Here is an 18,566-nt window from a genome sequence, read left to right as displayed (position 1 = left end):
CAGATGGTGTGGTCTACTTGGATGAAGAGTCAGCAGCGTCCGTATCGTCAGCGTTCTTATTTTCGGCATCCGCAGCATTGTCGTCTTCAGCAGCTTGTTTCGCGAGCTTTGACAGTCCGAAATCACCAAAATCGTCCAGATCAAAATCAGGATTCGCATCCGTTGCAAAATCACGATCAGCTGCATCATCGGTATCGCGCGCATTGTCTTCGCGAACGATTGGACCAGTTCCAAGGTCAGGTTCAACACGCTCAGCTTTCGGCTTCGCTAAATCTGTGTTCATACGCTCCTTAAGCAAGGTACGCGCATCGCCGGCCGTGACGAAACTGCCGCAAATCAGTACACCATGACCGTAGCCGACACCCAATTCATCTTCCACGTCAACCATGTCCACAGCTTTTTGAATCGCATCAGGCAGAGAATCTTCGCGAATCACACGGTCACGTCCAAATACGCGCACCGCAATTTTTTCCAGTTCTTCAGCCGGCATGACACGCTCACGCCACGAATTTTCCGTGACCACAATCTTGTTCAACACCGGTTCAAGCACACCGAGATATTCTTCGACCTGCTTGTCGCCCATCATCGCGACAACGCCAACAAGCTGCTGGAAATCATAGTTTTCTTCGATAGCTGCACGTAACGATTCAGCCGCGTTCACGTTATGGCCGCCGTCAATAATAATGGTTGGCGACGTACGCACTTGTTCAATACGACCTGGAATCTTCACACCGCTTAACGCTTCGCCGACAAGATCACCGTCTAGTGCGCCGGAGACTGGAATAACCGTTTCGGCAGCAGCAAGCGCGGCGAGCGCATTATGCGCCTGATGCTCTCCAAACTTGGCAATCGGTACATCTGTATACGTGCCTAATGGCGTCGATAACGTAGCAACCTGTCCACCGACAGCCGGCATGCGTGAGACAACTTCCATCTCGTAACCGTCACGTACGAGCGTGGCATGATTGCAGCGAGCCGCCTCTTCGAGAATAGGCATGACTTCTTCTTCGTGTGGCTGGGCGCCGATAATCGCGGTACAACCCGGCTTGATAATGCCAGCTTTTTCTGCAGCGATCTTTTCGACCGTGTCGCCAAGCCACATCATGTGATCCATATCGACGGGCCCAATCACCGCAGCATCAGCGTTGAGCACGTTCGTCGCGTCCAAACGGCCGCCCATGCCAACTTCAACAATCGCCACGTCAACCGGAGCGTCAGCAAACTTCCAGATTGCCATTGCCGTGAGTACTTCAAAGAAGCTCATGCGAGGTTTACCTTGTTCGTTCATTTTCGCGTCCACAAGGTCAACAAGATCTTTGACTTGATCCCAAATATCAATGAAATCGTCGTCGGATAGTTCCTGACCGTCAATGGCAATACGTTCGTTAATACGTTCAAGATGCGGCGACGTGTACAAACCAGTGCGCATACCGTACGCTCGGCAAATTGCTTCAGCCATGCGCGCAGTAGACCCCTTGCCATTTGTACCAGTAACGTGGATGACACGGAACGACTCTTCAGGATGGCCGAACAGGTCAAGAATGAGCGTCATCCGGTCGAGGTCCATGTTGGTCGTGTTATGCTCCGGCGGACGCGACATAATGTTGCGTTCAACGTCACGAATAGTCTCGTTATTCCGGTTCGGATGCTCGTATGACATGAATCCGTTTCCCTCATTCCTCAAATTCAATGCTCAAACTGTCACTAGTCTAGTAGTTCAGGTCGAACTTACCTCACGGTTTCGAGCGTAGCGTAGTTGCAGACTGCGTAAACTATACGTGCCTTACATACGCTCGTATACGTTCCTTGCACTTCCAACGTTTTCCGCTTAATGCACCGACAAGTACTGTCCAGTCAAGCTCTCCGGTTCAGCAGCGATCTGTTCAGGCGTACCAGTAGCGACAATACGACCACCACGCTCGCCTCCACCCGGTCCCAAGTCGATAATCCAATCAGCATTAGCGATCACGTCAAGATCATGTTCGATCACGATTACCGTCGCACCAGCCGAAACCAGCCGATCAAACACGCCAAGTAGTACGCGCACGTCAAGCGGATGCAATCCAATAGTCGGCTCATCGAACACAAACACCGCATCCAACTGCGTGCGACCCATCTCACTGGAGAGTTTGAGTCGCTGCGCTTCCCCACCCGACAGTGATGGAGTCGGCTCCCCCAACGTGAGATATCCCAAACCAAGATCATGCAACGTCTCTAGTTCACTGTGCGCGCGCCGCAAGTTCGTGCTCACTGCTAACGCTTCATCTATGCTCATCGCCATCATCTGCGGCAACGTGAACGCGCGACCATCTTGAGCAATCCAGTGAATACAATTCGCTTCACTCGCATACCGTCCGCCACGACAATCCGGACAAGCGATCGTCACATCAGGCAAAAACTGTACGTCAAGTGAAATCGTTCCCGTGCCATCACAAGTAGGACAACGCAGTTTGCCAGTATTGTAGGAGAAATCGCCAGCTTTACGACCCGCCGCTTTGGCTTCATCACTACGCGCGAATGCGCGACGTAACTCATCATGCACGCCGCAATATGTGGCAACAGTAGAGCGCACATTCGCACCGATCGGCGTAGCATCAATCAGATTCGCACGCACAATACCATCAGCATCAATACTGTGCACATGCGCAGGCAGCGGTTCTCCAGCAGCCTGAGCTTTCAGCGCAGGAATAAGCGTTTCTAATACCAGCGTAGTTTTACCCGAACCAGACGGACCAGTGACCGCAACCAAACGGCCACGCGGTATATCAACACTGAGCGGATGAACCGTATGGAGTTGACCAGATTCAAGATGAATACGACCAAGCGCAAACATACTGCTTTGCGCAACGCGCGATCGAATACGCGTTTGACCGTCCGCCGACAAGAACGGTGCGATACGACTGTGCTGATTGCTTGAGACGTCCCGTACACTGCCCTGCGCAATCACATGACCGCCATTTGCACCGGCAACCGGTCCCATCTCGATAAGATGATCTGCAGCTTTAAGCACGTTCACATCATGATCAACAACAACCACAGAATTGCCATCTGCAACAAGATCATGCATCACACCAAGCAGCCCCTCGACGTTCGCTGGATGCAAACCAATCGACGGTTCGTCAAGCACATACAACACACCAGTCGTACGATTGCGAACCGCACGAGCCAATTGCACACGTTGACGCTCACCTGTCGACAGTGTTGAGCCAGCACGATCAAGGGACAGGTAGCCAAGTCCAAGTTCAAGCAGTCGACGCGCTGTATCGAGGAATGATTCGCCAATATTAGTAGCCATTTGCCGCATATCGTGCGGCAGCGTATCCGGCACGCCGCGCACCCAAGATACCGCAGTATCGAGTGTCATCGCGCTCGCCTGCGCAAGATTAATGCCAAGTATGTGAGGTTGACGTGCAGTTTTATTAAGCCGAGTGCCGTTGCAATCATGGCATGATGATTCTTTCAAGAATCGAGCCACACGCTTAAGTCCCTTCTCATCTTTGGCTTTCGCGAGCGCATTTTCAACCGTATACACGGCGTTGTAATACGTGAAGTCCAGTTCAGCGAAATCATCGCCTTTCTTCGGCCGATACAAGATATGTTTCTTGATAGCTGGACCGTTGAACACAATGTCACGTTCTTGAGGCGTTAAGTTACGAAATGGTATGTTCGTGCGTACGCCCATTGCGCCGCACACTTGTTTCATAAGATCCCACATGAGAGAGCCCCACGGCAGTACCGCACCGTCATCAATGGATTTACTCTCGTCAAGTACGAGTGCTGCACGATTAACTTCGCGTACAATGCCCGTGCCAGAGCAGGTTGGACACGCGCCACCAGAGTTGAACGCGAGATCTTCCGCGCCGGGAGCATAAAACTGTTTGCCGCATTGCTGGCAGGTAAGCGGCAGGCCCGCAGCGACATCAAGCGTCGGTTCGTGACGAGTACCGCATTGCGGACACACATGCGTGGCACAACGTGAGAACAGTAAACGCAAGCTGTTGAGCAGTTCACTCATCGTGCCGAACGTTGAACGAATAGATGGCACGCCCGGCCGCTGGTGCAACGCCAATGCGGCCGGCACATATCGTACGTCATCTACTTGTGCGCGGCTTGCTTGCGTGAGCCGACGGCGAGTATAAGTTGACAGTGCTTCAAGATAGCGGCGGGAGCCTTCCGCATAGAGTACGCCAAGTGCGAGCGAACTTTTACCTGAACCAGATACGCCTGCGATACCAACCAGCTCTCCGAGTGGAATGTCAATGTTGATGTTTTTGAGATTGTGCACGCGTGCGCCGCGCACTTGGATTGCTTGTGGAGAGCAATGGGATAGTTGTTGTTCTGGTTGCGCTTGCTGTGTATCCGATGCCGCATCCCGCGCCATTTCTACCTCTTCTCCCCAGTAGCCCATACTTACTTGCTTTATTGTATGGTTGGCCATGCATCGAACGATTGCAGTCAAGTAACTTAATGGTACATTCGACCAGCAGTTATTTGGAGCACCTTTGGATGTCCTTTTGTTCAATCAGATAGTGCAATTAGCATTAAAAGACTTTCCTAATCACAAAGTCATCTATCTACATACATTATCTGGAAAGATACGCCGCAATCTCAACGCGGGCAACAACCACGTTTTAGTGCATAACACCGTTACGCTCATCTCGCGTGTATCGTGTGACATATGACGACAATGAAGGACATTGCAACCGCAACCGGTGTCTCAATCTCCACCGTATCGCTGGTACTCAATGGTCGTGACGCTGGACGCGTGAACCGACTAACCGCAGCACAAGTGCGCGACACTGCACAACGCCTCGGTTATATATCGAATCCGCTGGCACGGTCATTGCGTACTGGGCGTACTCGTATTCTCGGTTTCGTCAGTGAACATATTGCTACTACCCCGTTCGCCGGCGGTATTATTCTCGGTGCACAAGAAGCTGCGATCGCTCTTGGATACATGCTGCTGACCGTCAACGCCGACAATCAACGCGCCGAAGCGGATAGCATCGCAATGCTCGCACGGTATGGCGTGGACGGAGTACTCTATGCGAAGATGTCTAATCAGTACACCGACGTACCACAAGCGCTTGTAGACTACCCACTCGTACTGGTGGACGCTACCGACAAACAAGGGCGTTTTTCTAGCATAGAACCGGACGAGTTCACTATTGGACTTGATGCAACTGCTCGACTCATTGCTGCTGGGTGTCGTCGCATCGCTTATATTGGAGCGCCTGACACAACATTCGCGCAACACGGACGATTCGCTGGATACCGACAAGCACTTGACAATGGCAATATTCAGTTTGATGATCGGCTTGTTGTCAACGTTGATGACGACGAGACTGCATTGCGTGCAGTAAGTGATCTGTTTGATCGCGAGCATCCAGACGGATTCTTCTGTTTTAACGATGCGCGCGCATGGTACGTGTACGAATGTGCAGCGCGACGTGGCCTCATCATTGGTAAAGATGTGTCAGTAATCGGCGTTGATAACCATCAAATATTCGCACAAACATTGATCCCACGATTAACGACCGTTGAACTGCCACATTACGAAATGGGCTATTGGGCAACCATGAAACTCGTATCCCTCATCGAAGGCGGAGTGCCTGACACCTTGGTTATGCCGCAGACAACTACACCTCTGCCGCCACTTGATGCAACAGTACCAGCGCAGATCCATTGTGCATTAATCGAAAAAGCTTCTGTACGCGCATAATCAAGCAATGAGCGATTTTGCAGTGAAGGCATAGCTACACCAACTACGCCACCATGCCACGAACCGGTTCGACACGCGGGGCGTGACTAGTTGACGTCAAACGATTGACTCCATACAATATCAAGCGTCAAAACCTCACGAAAGGAACCTCATAGATGAGTGACGCTCCCATTTACACTCCATTCGCTGACCATGACGAACAACTTGCCAAAGCTGAAGCTGGCGTTACTGCGCTCGCCGCGACGCGTAATAACCGCTGGTATCCGAAATTCCACATCGCTTCCAACGGCGGCTGGATTAACGATCCTAACGGCTTGTGCTTCTACAAGGGCCGTTGGCACGTTTTCTATCAGCTCCACCCCTACAGTACTCAGTGGGGACCAATGCATTGGGGACATGTTTCTTCAGCTGACATGGTGACATGGCGTCGCGAACCGATCGCCTTCGCACCAAGTCTTGAGCAAGAGAGAAACGGCGTATTCTCTGGCTCTGCTGTAATCGGCGATGACGGCAAGCTGCGCTTCTACTACACTGGTCACCGCTGGATTGACAGCAACGATAGTACAAGCGGCGACTGGCAGGTGCAGATGCTTGCCGAGCCAGGTAACGATGAGATTACGCATATCACCAAGCTCGGTATGGTTGTCGATTGCCCGACAGAACAAGTCAACCACCACTTCCGTGATCCAAAGGTCTGGAAAACTGGCGGTACATGGTACATGACATTCGGCGTATCCTCAGCTGCAAAGCGCGGCCAAATGTGGCTATACACGTCAGACGACATGATCAACTGGATGTTCAAAACTGTATTGTTTGAGCATCCTGATCCAGACGTGTTCATGCTCGAATGTCCTGATTTCTTCCCAATCAACGATGCGCAAGGCAATGAGAAATGGGTTCTTGGCTACTCGGCGATGGGCGCGAAGAAGCACGGCTTCGATAATCGCAACGTGAACAACGCCGGTTATCAGATCGGTTCGTGGACGCCGGGCGAACAGTTCGTTCCAGAAACTGAGTTTCGCCCGTGGGATTGCGGGCACAACTTCTATGCACCACAGTCGTTCAATACAGTTCCCGGCGATACAGATGAGGTCACTGGTAACGGTCGCCAGATCATGTACGGCTGGATGAGCCCGTTCATCGAGCCAGTTCCTATGCAAGCTGACGGCTGGTGCGGTCAGCTCACGCTTCCACGCGAAATTACCCTCGGTGATCGCTGTGGTGATATCCATACTGCACCAGTGGCAGAGATTGAAGAGTTACGTGAGAATACGATTGATCTCGGCACGATTACGCTGGAACAGGACGGCGACAAACTCCTGCTGGATGATGCTGAAGCTGTAGAAATCGAGATGACTATTGATTTAGATTCATCTACTGCTGAGCGTGCAGGATTGCGTGTACAGGCGACTGAAAACGGCGCGTATACGGCGATCGGCTATGATGACCAGCTTGGTCGCGTAGTAGTCGATCGCAGTGCCATGACATATGGTGACCGTGGGTACCGGACTGCACCGTTGGATGTTGACGAGCTCACTGGCAAGCTGGAACTGCGTGTATTCGTGGATCGTGGCTCAGTCGAAGTATATGTGAACCACGGGCATCAAGTGTTGAGCTCATACGTGTACGCAGCGGAAGGACCACGCGCGATCAAACTCGTGGCTGAGTCCGGCTCACTCAAGGTAGATTCGCTGAAAATTCACCACTTGAAGTCCATCGGACTTGAGTAGTTGTTCGTGGCTCCCCTGTCAGGGGAGCCACGTAAATGGCGCCTATTTGGCGTTTCCAAAACGGCGATCGCGGTGAATATAGTGATCAATCGAACGCCATAACACTTCGCGGCCACAATCAGGGAATAATTCGGGAACGAAATCAAGTTCAGCATACGCAGCCTCCCACGGAAGGAAGTTACTAGTACGCTGCTCTCCAGACGTGCGAATCACAAGATCACAGTCAGGAATATCCGGATTGTACAGATGATCCGCAATCATCTTTTCCGTCACGCGATCGCCAGAAAGTCGACCGTCGCGCACTTCGCGCGCAATTGCTGCGCACGCGTCCGCAATTTCCGCACGACCACCGTAATTAATACAGAACACGACGTCGATAACCTTATTGTTCTTCGTGCGTTCCATCGCAACTTCAAGCTCGTCAATCACTGACTTCCACAGTTTCGGCCGACGGCCCGACCAGCGTACGCGCACACCCCAGTCATCCATCTGAGCCACACGGCGGTGAATAATCTCACGCGAGAAACCCATCAGAAAACGTACTTCTTGCGGACTACGCTTCCAGTTCTCAGTAGAAAACGTGTACAAACTCAAATAGCGTACGCCCGCTTCAATCGCGCCTGCAATCGTATCGAACACGACCGGCTCAGCAGCCTGATGACCGTTGGTACGAATCATGCCACGCTGTTTCGCCCACCGACCGTTACCGTCCATAATCACGCCCACATGGCGTGGCACCTTGTTCTTTGGAAAATCAGGAATAATAGATGGATTAGAAAAAGGTGCTGCCGGAATATCCAGCGATGTGTAGTCGACGTTCTCAAAAGCCATAAGCGCTAATGTAGCAAGCGCAGCGAACGAATCGGACGCTCCATATAATATTCGCTCCACTCCTCCACCAGTCGGCGAGTCTCGGGCAACAACTCCCCCGCATCCAACACCGTCCAATCTCCACGAACCAATGCTGCAAACTGACGTAATACCGTCAATTCAACTCGATGCGCATCCGGTGTACGATCAGACGCGCACATTACACCGCCAGCAGCCACCGACACATACGCGGGCACTCCCACCGGTTCTCCGCACACTACACACGCGGATAATCGCGGCAACCATCCAGCGAGCGCGAGCGCACGCATCACGTATGAGTCGCCGATCTTGTCAGCTCGATGCGCGTGTTTGGCAAGCGCGTTGAGCGCGCCGATTAACAGCTGATATTGAGCGTCCGTACGCTCATGTTCAGCAGACACAAGTTTGTCAGCGGTTTCTACAATGACGCCGGCAGCCACGTACGCATCGTAGTCGGCGCTAATTGGTGCTGCATATGCGGCGATCGAGTCAGCTTGTGAAACAACGTCAAGGGAGCGGCCTGTTGCAATGAGCACGTCGACTCGCATGAATGGTTCAAGCCGAGCCCCGAAGCGGGATTTTATTTTGCGTACTCCTTTAGCAACGGCACGAATTTTACCATGTCGCTGCGTGAGCATGGTGATAATACGGTCAGCTTCGCCAAGTTTGGCAGTACGTAATACCACGGCTTCATCGCGGTAGAGCGGCATAGCATCATCCTTTCCCGAGGTATCGCACGCGAATGTCAGTACACGAATAAGCCCCAGAATGCGAAAAAGAGCAGGATATGCAGCATAGCCGCAACAGTGGTCCAGAACAATACGCGGCCGAGCCGAGTGGAAGCAAGCACCGGTTCACGGCCAGTAACAATATCATGTATGGACCCTTTACGTGGTGGCCATGCGAGAATACCACGGTCAGAAGCAACTTCGATTAATCTCGCAAATACGCCACTCCACGCCCATACTACGAGCGTACAAACAACTTGAATAACTGGCCAACTCCATTGCATAATACCGGGATGCTCATCAGGAGCTGAACCCCATGCGAGTTGGACTACGCCCATAATCACTTGGCCAAGACCTGCTGCAAACAGAAGCACTGTGCCCCATGTAGTCAAGGTTAAGGTCAGTAATGCGGTACCGAATCCATGTGAGAAACCGAGCGCGGTCGTCGGTTGCCTTAGAATCTCCTCGCCTCGCCGTAGCGCTCGTCGCATGTGTATGCGCCATCGTATCGAACGAATCATTGCGATAATCGCCACAACCAAGTCAACGAGCAACGTCACGATCATCGAAACATGCAGTCCAAGGCCGTATACAGTTAATCCACGCCGTGACTGTAAGTCGTCTGGCACAGCAATCGACTGATAGATCGTTCCGCCTGCCACACGTTCGCTCGTCTGCGTCAGCCCTGCAGTTATGCCAGCAGCCCAGTTAGTGATATCAGTAACGTATTCGTCAGCGAACGGCGTACCAACTTCCTCATTACTGCCCAATCGCATGACATGATTTGCAATAGGGTAGGAACGCACAGTCACATTGCGATTACCCGCTTGATGTGCCAGTTCCAATATCGTCTGCGTGCCGTCAACTTGTGCAGTCATCACATCTTTCGACCCGTACGCTACGAACGTGGGTATTGCATACGCACGAGGATTAAGTAAGCCCTGCAAGTCGAAGTTTGTAAATCCAAGGAGACTTGTGTCCGCGTTGAACACGCGGCGCACGATAGACTGGTAACCGTCGTTCGCGCCAACGAGAGCGAAATCTTGTGCGGCAAGAAAGCCGAGCGACTGTCGTGGCGTATACACCATCGGGCTGAGCAGTATTTGAAACGCAATATGAGCGTCTTGTTCGAGCAGATAGTTGGCAATCCATGTGGATTCGGAAGTCGCGTATATGCCAACTTGAGTATCGTCAACTTGCGGCATTGCACGCAACAGATTGACGGCCTGATCGTAGGCAGCAGCTGATGCTGGATAATCGCGTGTCAGATCGTTCGTAGACCAAATCGGCTTGTCAATAACAGCGGTAACGAAACCAGCCGATGTCATACTGGACGCAATATCACCAAACGAATCGTCAGGCGTACCCCCATGCCCAGCTCCATGCATAAATACAATACCGGACAAACCGCTGCTCGGAACTTGAGGTCCACCTTCGCGAGTTTGAGGCATACGAATGCGCATATGAATACGTTGAATTTCACCGGTAGACGGGCGAGTTGCATCGAACGTAATATCGCGCTCTTCTACTGCGAAATCACCGGTTGTATGCAACGTAATATGCGAAGGATTATCGAAGGTTACCGCTGTATCAGCACTCAGCGTGGCAATAGTCTGACCGGTTGGCTCATTATTCCACGGGACTGTAGTCGCATTCGAAATATATACCAACGCGCCAAGCAGAATCACTGCGATTGGTAACCGTAACATAAGCCTACGGCCGAGACTCCACGGCCGTGTCGGCGCTGCAGTGTGCTGTATCACCGATTTGGATGTTGAATCGGGATGACAACTGGACCGGTTGCGCCCGTAGGCACTTGACCGTCTGCTTCCATTTGCGCAGCGAGATCGTTCGCAATCGTCAGCAGCGTGTCGACAATCTGATCTTCAGGAACAGTTTTAATAACCTTACCCTTAATAAAAATCTGTCCCTTACCATTGCCGGAAGCAACACCAAGATCAGCTTCACGAGCCTCGCCAGGACCGTTCACAATACAGCCCATAACAGCCACGCGGATCGGAGCCGTAATATTTTTCAGTCCTTCGGTCACCGCGGAAGCCAGCTGAATAACATCCACCTGCGCACGACCGCAACTCGGGCAGGAAATAATATCAAACTTGCGTTGGCGCAAACCCATGTACTCAAGCAGTTTGCAACCGACTTTCACCTCTTCAACTGGAGGCGCAGACAGCGACACACGGATCGTATCACCAATACCTTCTGCCAGTAACGCGCCGAACGCGAGACACGATTTAATCGTACCCTGCCACGCGGGACCAGCTTCGGTCACACCAAGATGCAACGGCCAATCACCCTTTGATGCGAGCAGCCGATACGTTTGCACCATCGTAATAACATCATGGTGCTTTACTGAAATTTTGAAATCATGGAAGCCAACATCTTCAAACATGTGCGCTTCCTTCAACGCGCTCGCCACCAGAGCCTCAGGCGTCGGACCGCCATACTTAGCGTACAGGTCTTTATCGAGTGAGCCAGCGTTAACGCCAATACGCAGTGAAATACCAGCATCTGTGGCCGCTCTACAAATAGAGGGGCCGACCTCGTCAAATTTGCGAATATTACCAGGATTGACGCGAACCGCAGCACAACCGGCGTCAATCGCCTGAAAAACATACTTTGACTGGAAATGGATGTCGGCAATAACCGGAATTGGCGACTTGCGCACGAGCTCAGGCAACGCGTCTGCATCATCTTGGCTCGGCACAGCAACACGCACAATATCGCAACCAGCAGCCGTCAGTTCAGCAATTTGTTGAAGCGTGGCAGGCACGTTGGCAGTCAGCGTGTTCGTCATTGACTGCACTGAAATAGGAGCGCCACCACCGACTGGAACAGGACCGACCATGATGCGGCGAGACTTACGACGTGGATGCAACGGTGATTCACTAATCGCAGCGGCACCAGTTTTACGGAACGGCTTATCGGCTGGCGGCTCGCTCACCGCGGCACTATTCGCGGCACTATTCGACGGATTCATGATCTGGTTCAATCCCCTATACGGTCATGATAACGGGCCGGCGCATCTCGCACGGCCCGTTATCTGTGATATCACTGAATGGCACTACTGCTTGTTTATCAGATCGTCAGCGCGTCGGCGGGCTTCTTGCTCGATCTGACTCATTTCCTCCACGGATTCAAACAGTGGCGCGCCGCGCAATTCGCTATCCATGTCGTCAAGTACACGCTTCACTGTATCGACAATACCCAAATATGGCAGACGATGGTCGAGAAACGCGTGAACCGCCTGTTCGTTTGCCGCGTTGAGCACCGCAGTATGCTTTTCCGACGCTCTCAAGCAATGCCGCGCCAAGGAAACAGCCGGGAATGCTTCATCATCCAACGGTTCAAACGTCCAGCTTGCAGCCTTCGTCCAATCGCACGCAGCAGCCACATTACGCAAACGGTCAGGAGCAGACAAACCAAGTGCAATTGGAAGACGCATATCCGGTGGCGATGCTTGGCAGATTGTCGCGCCGTCACAGAACTGAACCATCGAGTGAACAATCGACTGCGGATGTACGGTCACTTCAATACGATCTGGCGGCACGTTAAACAGGCGACTCGCCTCGATCACTTCAAGGCCCTTATTCATCAATGTCGACGAGTTAATCGTGACAACCGGACCCATATGCCACGTCGGATGATGTAGTGCTTGTTCCGGCGTGATATCAGTCATGCGATCGCGCGTCCAGCCACGGAACGGGCCACCAGATGCAGTGACGATCAGCTTACTCACCTCACCGTGCGTGCCAGAACGCAGTGACTGCCAGATTGCGGAATGCTCAGAATCCACGGGATTAATCTGATTGTCACGAGTTTGGGCACTGAACAACAAATGCCCACCAGCAACCACTGACTCTTTGTTCGCCAATGCAAGTTGCGATCCCGCTTGCAATGCCGCAATCGAAGGAGCTAAGCCAATTGACCCCGTAATACCGTTGAGTACCACGGTTGCACCACATCCAGCGAGGCCGATAACCGCATCTGGACCGGCTTGCACACTGGCGTATGTTGCACCCAATCGGTCAAGTGCTTCGCGCAGTGGTTTGGCTGCAGCACGATCGTATACCGCGACCTGCGGTACGTGGAATTGTGCAACCTGACGCGCAAGCAACTGCACATGTGCGCCGCCAGCCGCTAAACCAGTGACAGTGAATCGTTCAGGATGACGTGAGATAACGTCAAGTCCTTGCGTGCCAATGGATCCAGTAGATCCGAGGATGACGACTGATGCCTGTTGTTTCACGGTGCCTTCCTCTTATGATGTGACGATGGTTACTTTGATTTACTTATTGATGCGTATTCGTACGGCATGACATATCAGCATGCAATCGGCCGGCGATGGTATGTCGCCGGCCGTGTAATTACTTCTTGTCGTCGTCATCGCCATACAGCGACGGGAACGACAAATCAGGGATGTCAGTGTCGATTTGCGGGAACAAGGATGGGAATACACCACTGTCATCCTTGTCGTGAGCATCGTTTGCGCTGTTTTGCTGTGCAGTTTGCGGCACAGTTTGCTGCGTTGACGATACCGCTGGCTGTACAACAGCTGGCTGTACAACAATTGGCTGCAACGGCTGTGCGGTTTCTTGTACCGGTTGTACTGGCACTACTGGCTGCACCGGCTGGGACACAGACTGCTGCGGTGCTACCGGCTGTGACGGCGTAGATACGACGGCGACCGGCTGTGCTACGGATTGGCTGACTCTGCCGCGTGGCGTTGTATGTGCTGGCTTGACTGCCGGCGCGAATGACACCGGCATATCCGTCACGTTAGCTGAAGCAGTGTTAGCAGACTCATGTGAGGTGACATTCTGCTGCGGCGCAACGCTCGGTTCGACCTTGTCGGCGGTAGTCTTATCGGTAGCTTCCGTTTCAGCCGACGAAGTAGCAGCGGACGCGAGTACAGTTGATGCGTCAGGTACCATCGGCGTTGTTAACGCTGGCATATGTGGGCGGAATATGCTCGGAGCATCAGTTCTCTCTTGCGATTCCTCAGCCATGTGTGCAAGCTGCGCCAACGATGAATCACCTTGACCAGCAAAGTAGTCATTGACAGCTGGCTGCGTTGGTTCAGCCGGCTGCGAGGCAGCAGACTGATCATGGTCATGCGGAGCGAATGACGGTGGCTGCGGGGCAGCAGGCGTATCAACGACATTAGATTCCGTTGCTGTTGCAACTGAAGCCTGTGCGCTGACAGCAGCTGATGCTGCAGGAGCAGCAAAAATTGCCTGTTCCGCTTTGTGTAGTGCATCAAACGACGAATCGCTCGACGCATTATCAGATGCAGGCATGATCGCACCAGCATCCTGAGCGGCAGTTGCCGTAGCAGTTGCCGCGGGGAATAGCGGCGCAACAGCGCCTTGCGGCGTATTGCTTTCTTGTTGCGGCGCAAACTGCGTTTCGCTATCTTGATCGTTTTGTACTAGGTCAGATACTCGTGCAAAAGATTCCAAACGACTCAATAATTGCACGCACGCATTGAGGAAATAATCTACTTGTCGCTCATCGTAGCCGCGAGCGCCTTTACGCTGCGTAAAAACGGCATTACTCACGGTCACGGACGTAATATTTGCCAAGCTATCAGTATTGTTATGGCTAGCACCGCTGAGATCTAAGTCAGCGGTAGCCTTGTCTACCACATCGTCAATCAAGCGATCCACTTGTTTACGATCATATGATGGTTGACCTTTGCGACCGTCAGCAAAACGCTCTCGTTCAGCACGCTCGGCGTGATGAGCAATCTGGCGGTACAACTCTTCGGTCTGTGCACGCCACGCAACACGCCCTTGATCGGAAATCTGCGCAGAAGTTTGACGATCTACTACAGCACGTTCCAAACGCGACAGTGCAGCATCAACTTGCGCAATATCATAGCCATCCTTGGCTAGATCAAACGATACGTTCTGAATATCCTGCTGCGTCAACGAAGCTGCATCACCGTCATACAGCGCGTGTGCTCGGTTCAGGAACGCATCAACCTGCCCGGTATCGTATCCCAACTTACGTTTCCCGGCACGGGCGATGGATGAGCCACCGCGTTCGGCTTCAGCTTCCTGCGCCATCGGATATCGACCTCCTGTGGATAGTGTTAACAACTTTACTGTACGTTGCAGTTTCGACTCATGGATGTCAACGACCAGCAACGCGCGTACATACTGAAATTATTGGCGTGTCGCGCCAGTCCTACCGTATACGCTACAGTAGTAGCTCGCGGGCGATTAGCTCAGTTGGCTAGAGCGCCACCTTTACACGGTGGATGTCGGGGGTTCGAGCCCCTCATCGCCCACTTGGTGGGATAAGCGTAAGGCCGTCAGCAATGAGTTTGTTGACGGCCTTACGCTTATCTACTTACTTCACTTGTGCTCATTGTCTGCATTCGAAACCAGCTCAGCGGCCTTTGCCGAAAGCTCGCAGGCGAATGCCGTTCCAGTCCTTGCTGATCGTCAGCGGAGTCGCAGCGTTCATACCAGCAGTTTTTGCAGCAGACTGCACCGTGCTGGAACTCGCTGCGCCCGGGCGTCCCGGCTTAGGCGTTAGCACCCACAGCGGGCCATCATCACCAAGTACCGCATACGCATCCACGATGGTGTCGGATAGCTCATCCTCGTCATCGCCGTCACGCCACCAAATAATGACGCCGTCAACAGCGGAATCGTAATCCTCATCGACCAGATCTTCGCCAGTCAAATTCTCAATCTTGGCGCGGATAGAATCATCCACGTCCTCGTCCCACATCCACTCTTGGACGATGTCGCCCGCGTGGAAACCGAACTCTTCAGCGTTATCAGATGCCGTTTGATTCACGGGACATACATTAGCAAACCGAGGCGAACAGCCACGTTAACACGCGCGGCGCGTCTCACGGAGCGGTCGTATAACGCCAATAAAACCGTAAAAATATCTCGACGCGCCGCACAATAGGCCAATATCAACTTTCACTTCACAGTGCAATGAGCCAGCGTGTCGCCTTTGCCCTCGCCGATAGCGGCAAGCGCTTGATACGCCTCATCAAGTGTCGCGACTTTCACATCGCGCAAGCCGTCGGGCACATGGCCAACGACTTCATCACAATTTGATTCAGGAGCAAGGAACCACGTCGCGCCATCGCGTTTCGCACCGATCATTTTGAGTCGAATACCGCCGATCGCACCAACCTTGCCAGACTTGTCCATCGTGCCAGTGCCAGCAATCGTCGCACCGCCTGTCTCGTTGGCAGCAGTGAGCTTGTCGATGAGTCCAAGTGCATACATCATGCCAGCAGACGGTCCGCCAATATCATCGACGTGCATAGTGACGTTCACACCATCCGCGTTCACACCAAGCGTTGCCGCATATGCAAGTGCCGCAGCCGCTGCCGCATCCTGCGACGATGTCATCTCCTGCTCACTTTCACGCTGGTATTCTTCAGCGCTCTGTCCTACCGGGACCACAGCTTCCTGCGGCATAACCGTATGATTCGGGTCAAGCCATGCGAACAATGTTTCCGCATTGGTGACTGGATAGCCCGGCACGCCAGACGCGTTCACGGTAACCAGTAACAATTTGCCGGAATCGTGATGTGTGTCGGCTCCGGTAACCGTAATAACGGTTTTGCCGTCCGTCTCACCGAGCACATCGGCAGTCGGCCCCGGGCCTTCGACCGCATACGCACTCGGCAAACAGAGCACGATAATCGACAGCAGCACAGCAAACGCACCAGTAAAGTATCGCGCCGGCACCACCACACCGATACCAAGATATGACTTGATCGAAGCCACGGGGTGACGCAAGAACGTTGACCATGACACGCGTGGCGTGCGACGGTCGTTATGAAATATGCCTTTGGCGTGAGGCTGGCGTTTCAGGTGCATTTTCGGCATACCTCCAATACTATGGAACCAACTGACGTTAACACATGAAGCAGGGAACGGACTATGGACGAGAACGCAATCCACCAGTGGCTGATCGAATGTTTTGGCCCAATTCAAGGCGAGATGGCCTTCAAACAGCTCAATGACCTACCTGATGCGATTAAAGATCAACTGATGAGTCAGGACCCATCCAAGTTGCCGAAGCCAAGCGAAGTACAGGCGCTGATGCAAGCGTTTACAGCGGGTGGGCTCAACACACCGAGTGAGATGCAGCAGACGGTTGCTGAGGGGCCGATTAACGTGAAGCTAGCAAAGTCGATCGCATTGCAGCAAGCGAACGGCGAGGGCTCGCTTTCAACAGTGAGTGCGCAGAGCGGTGCTGCGGCACGTCGTGCGATGAGTGAAGCGAACCTGTGGCTCGATACGGTGTGTGAAATGAATCCAGTAGCTGGCGAGCCTGAAGTATTGACTCGTGCCGGCTGGGTTGAGGGCACGATTGACGCGTGGGCAAAGTTTGCAGCCCCGGTGGCTGAGTCGATGAATGAAGCGCTGGCGTCGGTGATTTCAGAACGGCTTGGTGGCTCGTTTGAGGGTGAGATTGCTGGTGTGTTTGCTGGCCCTGTGTCGATTCCGATTCCGGAAGGTATGAAAGACCCGGCACAGTTGATGCGACTGTTAGGCAATACTTCGTTTGCTATGCAGTTGGGTCATGCTGCTGGCGACTTGTCGCATGAAGTGCACGGCAGTTTTGATCAAGGCATTGCACTGCTGTCCAATCCGGCAGGCGGTTTGATCGTGCAGAATGTTGAGGAATACGCGAAGTCGCTTGATATTGCAGTGGACGAGGTTATGGCGTTCCTTGCGTTGCGCGAAGTTGCTCATGCGCGTCTGTTCGCTTCAGTACCGTGGCTTATGCCGCGATTTGAAGCGCTTATTGGCAAGTATGCGCGTGGCGTGAATATTGATTTGGATGCGATGGAGGAGCAACTGCGCGAAGCAGGCGCGATGGACCCGGAGTCGATTTCTGGCGCAGTGAACTTAACTAAAGTTGGTATTGCCGACACGCCCGAACAGAAAGAGGCGAAGACATCGCTGGAGACGCTGCTTGCGTTGGTGGAAGGTTGGGTTGACTGTGTGGTATGGCGTGCTGGTATGGCCCATATCGCGCATATCGAACAGCTGCGTGAGATGATTCGTCGCGAGCGTGCGATTGGTGGTCCTGCAGAGCGGACGTTTGAGTCGTTGCTCGGTCTGGAGTTGCGTCCGCGACGTATGCGTGAAGCGGCAGCTCTCTGGGAGCAGATTGGCACTCAAGATGGGATGGACGCACGTGATGCGAAGTGGGGACATCCTGATTTGTTACCGGTATTGCCGGGGGATTCGGCTGGCGCGGATGCAGCTGGCAATGATGGTGTACATGATGATACTGCTGGAGCAGATTCTGCTACGAATACCGGCACATCATCCTCTAGCGTTGATTGGGATGCTGAACTGAGCAAGTTGCTCGGCGAAGAAGGCGGCGACGATACCGCTGAGCCGAACAAGGACTAGGAGTTCCCCGATTCATGGTGCGGTAAAACTCTCATGGTGCGGTAAACGCAAAATGGTCGCATATCAAAGAATGGCGGAATTAAGCCATTTTGCCAAACCGCATCATGGG

Annotated in this window: 13 protein-coding genes and 1 tRNA gene; 4 read left to right on the top strand and 10 right to left on the bottom strand. The window is 53.0% G+C overall.

The window, feature by feature from the left end:
- Nucleotides 1-13: 13 nt before the first annotated feature.
- Both BHAP_RS01305 and BHAP_RS01300 read right to left on the bottom strand, forming a co-directional pair.
- The gene (locus BHAP_RS01305; protein ID WP_094728857.1) at nt 14-1,660 is read right to left on the bottom strand and encodes a bifunctional folylpolyglutamate synthase/dihydrofolate synthase; all 1,647 of its coding nucleotides are present in this window, start codon (nt 1,658-1,660) and stop codon (nt 14-16) included.
- 168 nt (nt 1,661-1,828) lie between these two features.
- Nucleotides 1,829-4,408 carry an excinuclease ABC subunit UvrA gene (locus BHAP_RS01300; protein WP_244569212.1) on the bottom strand — a complete coding sequence of 860 codons (2,580 nt, stop codon included), beginning with the start codon at nt 4,406-4,408 and terminating at the stop codon, nt 1,829-1,831.
- 270 nt (nt 4,409-4,678) lie between these two features.
- On the opposite strand from BHAP_RS01300, the gene BHAP_RS01295 reads away from it, so the two are divergent.
- Nucleotides 4,679-5,722, top strand: a complete 1,044-nt coding sequence (locus BHAP_RS01295) for a LacI family DNA-binding transcriptional regulator (protein WP_094728855.1) — start codon at nt 4,679-4,681, stop codon at nt 5,720-5,722.
- Between the two features lie 155 nt (nt 5,723-5,877).
- The gene (locus BHAP_RS01290) at nt 5,878-7,452 is read left to right on the top strand and encodes a glycoside hydrolase family 32 protein (RefSeq protein ID WP_094728853.1); all 1,575 of its coding nucleotides are present in this window, start codon (nt 5,878-5,880) and stop codon (nt 7,450-7,452) included.
- A 42-nt stretch (nt 7,453-7,494) separates the two neighbouring features.
- On the opposite strand, the gene BHAP_RS01285 is transcribed toward BHAP_RS01290, so the two are convergent.
- From BHAP_RS01285 to BHAP_RS01260, 6 genes are all read right to left on the bottom strand, one after another.
- Entirely contained in the window at nt 7,495-8,283 is a 789-nt protein-coding gene (locus BHAP_RS01285; RefSeq protein ID WP_094728851.1) for an isoprenyl transferase, read from the bottom strand.
- Between the two features lie 5 nt (nt 8,284-8,288).
- Nucleotides 8,289-9,011 carry a DNA repair protein RecO gene (gene recO / locus BHAP_RS01280; RefSeq protein WP_094728849.1) on the bottom strand — a complete coding sequence of 241 codons (723 nt, stop codon included), beginning with the start codon at nt 9,009-9,011 and terminating at the stop codon, nt 8,289-8,291.
- 35 nt (nt 9,012-9,046) lie between these two features.
- Nucleotides 9,047-10,738, bottom strand: a complete 1,692-nt coding sequence (locus BHAP_RS01275; protein WP_094728847.1) for an alpha/beta hydrolase — start codon at nt 10,736-10,738, stop codon at nt 9,047-9,049.
- 50 nt (nt 10,739-10,788) lie between these two features.
- A complete protein-coding gene (ispG, locus tag BHAP_RS01270) occupies nt 10,789-12,027 on the bottom strand; it encodes a flavodoxin-dependent (E)-4-hydroxy-3-methylbut-2-enyl-diphosphate synthase (protein WP_094728845.1) in 1,239 nt (412 codons plus the stop codon).
- A gap of 84 nt (nt 12,028-12,111) precedes the next feature.
- Nucleotides 12,112-13,296 (bottom strand): 1-deoxy-D-xylulose-5-phosphate reductoisomerase, encoded by a 1,185-nt coding sequence (gene dxr / locus BHAP_RS01265; protein WP_094728843.1) that lies wholly within the window; start codon nt 13,294-13,296, stop codon nt 12,112-12,114.
- 118 nt (nt 13,297-13,414) lie between these two features.
- Entirely contained in the window at nt 13,415-15,118 is a 1,704-nt protein-coding gene (locus BHAP_RS01260) for a DivIVA domain-containing protein (protein WP_094728841.1), read from the bottom strand.
- A gap of 150 nt (nt 15,119-15,268) precedes the next feature.
- Between BHAP_RS01260 and BHAP_RS01255 the strand changes: the two genes are divergently transcribed.
- Nucleotides 15,269-15,342 (top strand) — tRNA-Val (locus tag BHAP_RS01255).
- Between the two features lie 101 nt (nt 15,343-15,443).
- Here the strand turns inward: BHAP_RS01255 and BHAP_RS01250 are convergent.
- Together BHAP_RS01250 and BHAP_RS01245 are read right to left on the bottom strand one after the other, a co-directional pair.
- Nucleotides 15,444-15,860, bottom strand: a complete 417-nt coding sequence (locus BHAP_RS01250) for a DUF3052 domain-containing protein (RefSeq protein WP_094728839.1) — start codon at nt 15,858-15,860, stop codon at nt 15,444-15,446.
- Between the two features lie 131 nt (nt 15,861-15,991).
- On the bottom strand, nt 15,992-16,915 hold the full coding sequence (locus BHAP_RS01245; RefSeq protein WP_094728837.1) for a YlbL family protein: 924 nt from the start codon (nt 16,913-16,915) through the stop codon (nt 15,992-15,994).
- Nucleotides 16,916-16,969: 54 nt separating this feature from the next.
- Here BHAP_RS01245 and BHAP_RS01240 point away from each other — a divergent pair, with 54 nt between their 5' ends.
- Nucleotides 16,970-18,457 carry a zinc-dependent metalloprotease gene (locus tag BHAP_RS01240; protein WP_094728835.1) on the top strand — a complete coding sequence of 496 codons (1,488 nt, stop codon included), beginning with the start codon at nt 16,970-16,972 and terminating at the stop codon, nt 18,455-18,457.
- Nucleotides 18,458-18,566: the final 109 nt, after the last annotated feature.

The organism is Bifidobacterium hapali (assembly GCF_002259755.1).
Classification (GTDB): domain Bacteria; phylum Actinomycetota; class Actinomycetes; order Actinomycetales; family Bifidobacteriaceae; genus Bifidobacterium; species Bifidobacterium hapali.
Note: the sequence above shows the minus strand (reverse complement) of the source record. Positions and strands in the feature narration are given on the sequence as shown.

What these genes read in the sequence shown, in the direction of transcription:
- BHAP_RS01245 (WP_094728837.1), bottom strand. Translation starts at nt 16,915, where the DNA reads ATGCCGAAAATGCACCTGAAACGCCAGCCTCACGCCAAAGGCATATTT.
- BHAP_RS01300 (WP_244569212.1), bottom strand. Translation starts at nt 4,408, where the DNA reads ATGGGCTACTGGGGAGAAGAGGTAGAAATGGCGCGGGATGCGGCATCG.
- BHAP_RS01285 (WP_094728851.1), bottom strand. Translation starts at nt 8,283, where the DNA reads ATGGCTTTTGAGAACGTCGACTACACATCGCTGGATATTCCGGCAGCA.
- BHAP_RS01295 (WP_094728855.1), top strand. Translation starts at nt 4,679, where the DNA reads ATGACGACAATGAAGGACATTGCAACCGCAACCGGTGTCTCAATCTCC.
- BHAP_RS01260 (WP_094728841.1), bottom strand. Translation starts at nt 15,118, where the DNA reads ATGGCGCAGGAAGCTGAAGCCGAACGCGGTGGCTCATCCATCGCCCGT.
- BHAP_RS01305 (WP_094728857.1), bottom strand. Translation starts at nt 1,660, where the DNA reads ATGTCATACGAGCATCCGAACCGGAATAACGAGACTATTCGTGACGTT.
- BHAP_RS01275 (WP_094728847.1), bottom strand. Translation starts at nt 10,738, where the DNA reads ATGTTACGGTTACCAATCGCAGTGATTCTGCTTGGCGCGTTGGTATAT.
- BHAP_RS01240 (WP_094728835.1), top strand. Translation starts at nt 16,970, where the DNA reads ATGGACGAGAACGCAATCCACCAGTGGCTGATCGAATGTTTTGGCCCA.
- recO (WP_094728849.1), bottom strand. Translation starts at nt 9,011, where the DNA reads ATGCCGCTCTACCGCGATGAAGCCGTGGTATTACGTACTGCCAAACTT.
- ispG (WP_094728845.1), bottom strand. Translation starts at nt 12,027, where the DNA reads ATGAATCCGTCGAATAGTGCCGCGAATAGTGCCGCGGTGAGCGAGCCG.
- BHAP_RS01290 (WP_094728853.1), top strand. Translation starts at nt 5,878, where the DNA reads ATGAGTGACGCTCCCATTTACACTCCATTCGCTGACCATGACGAACAA.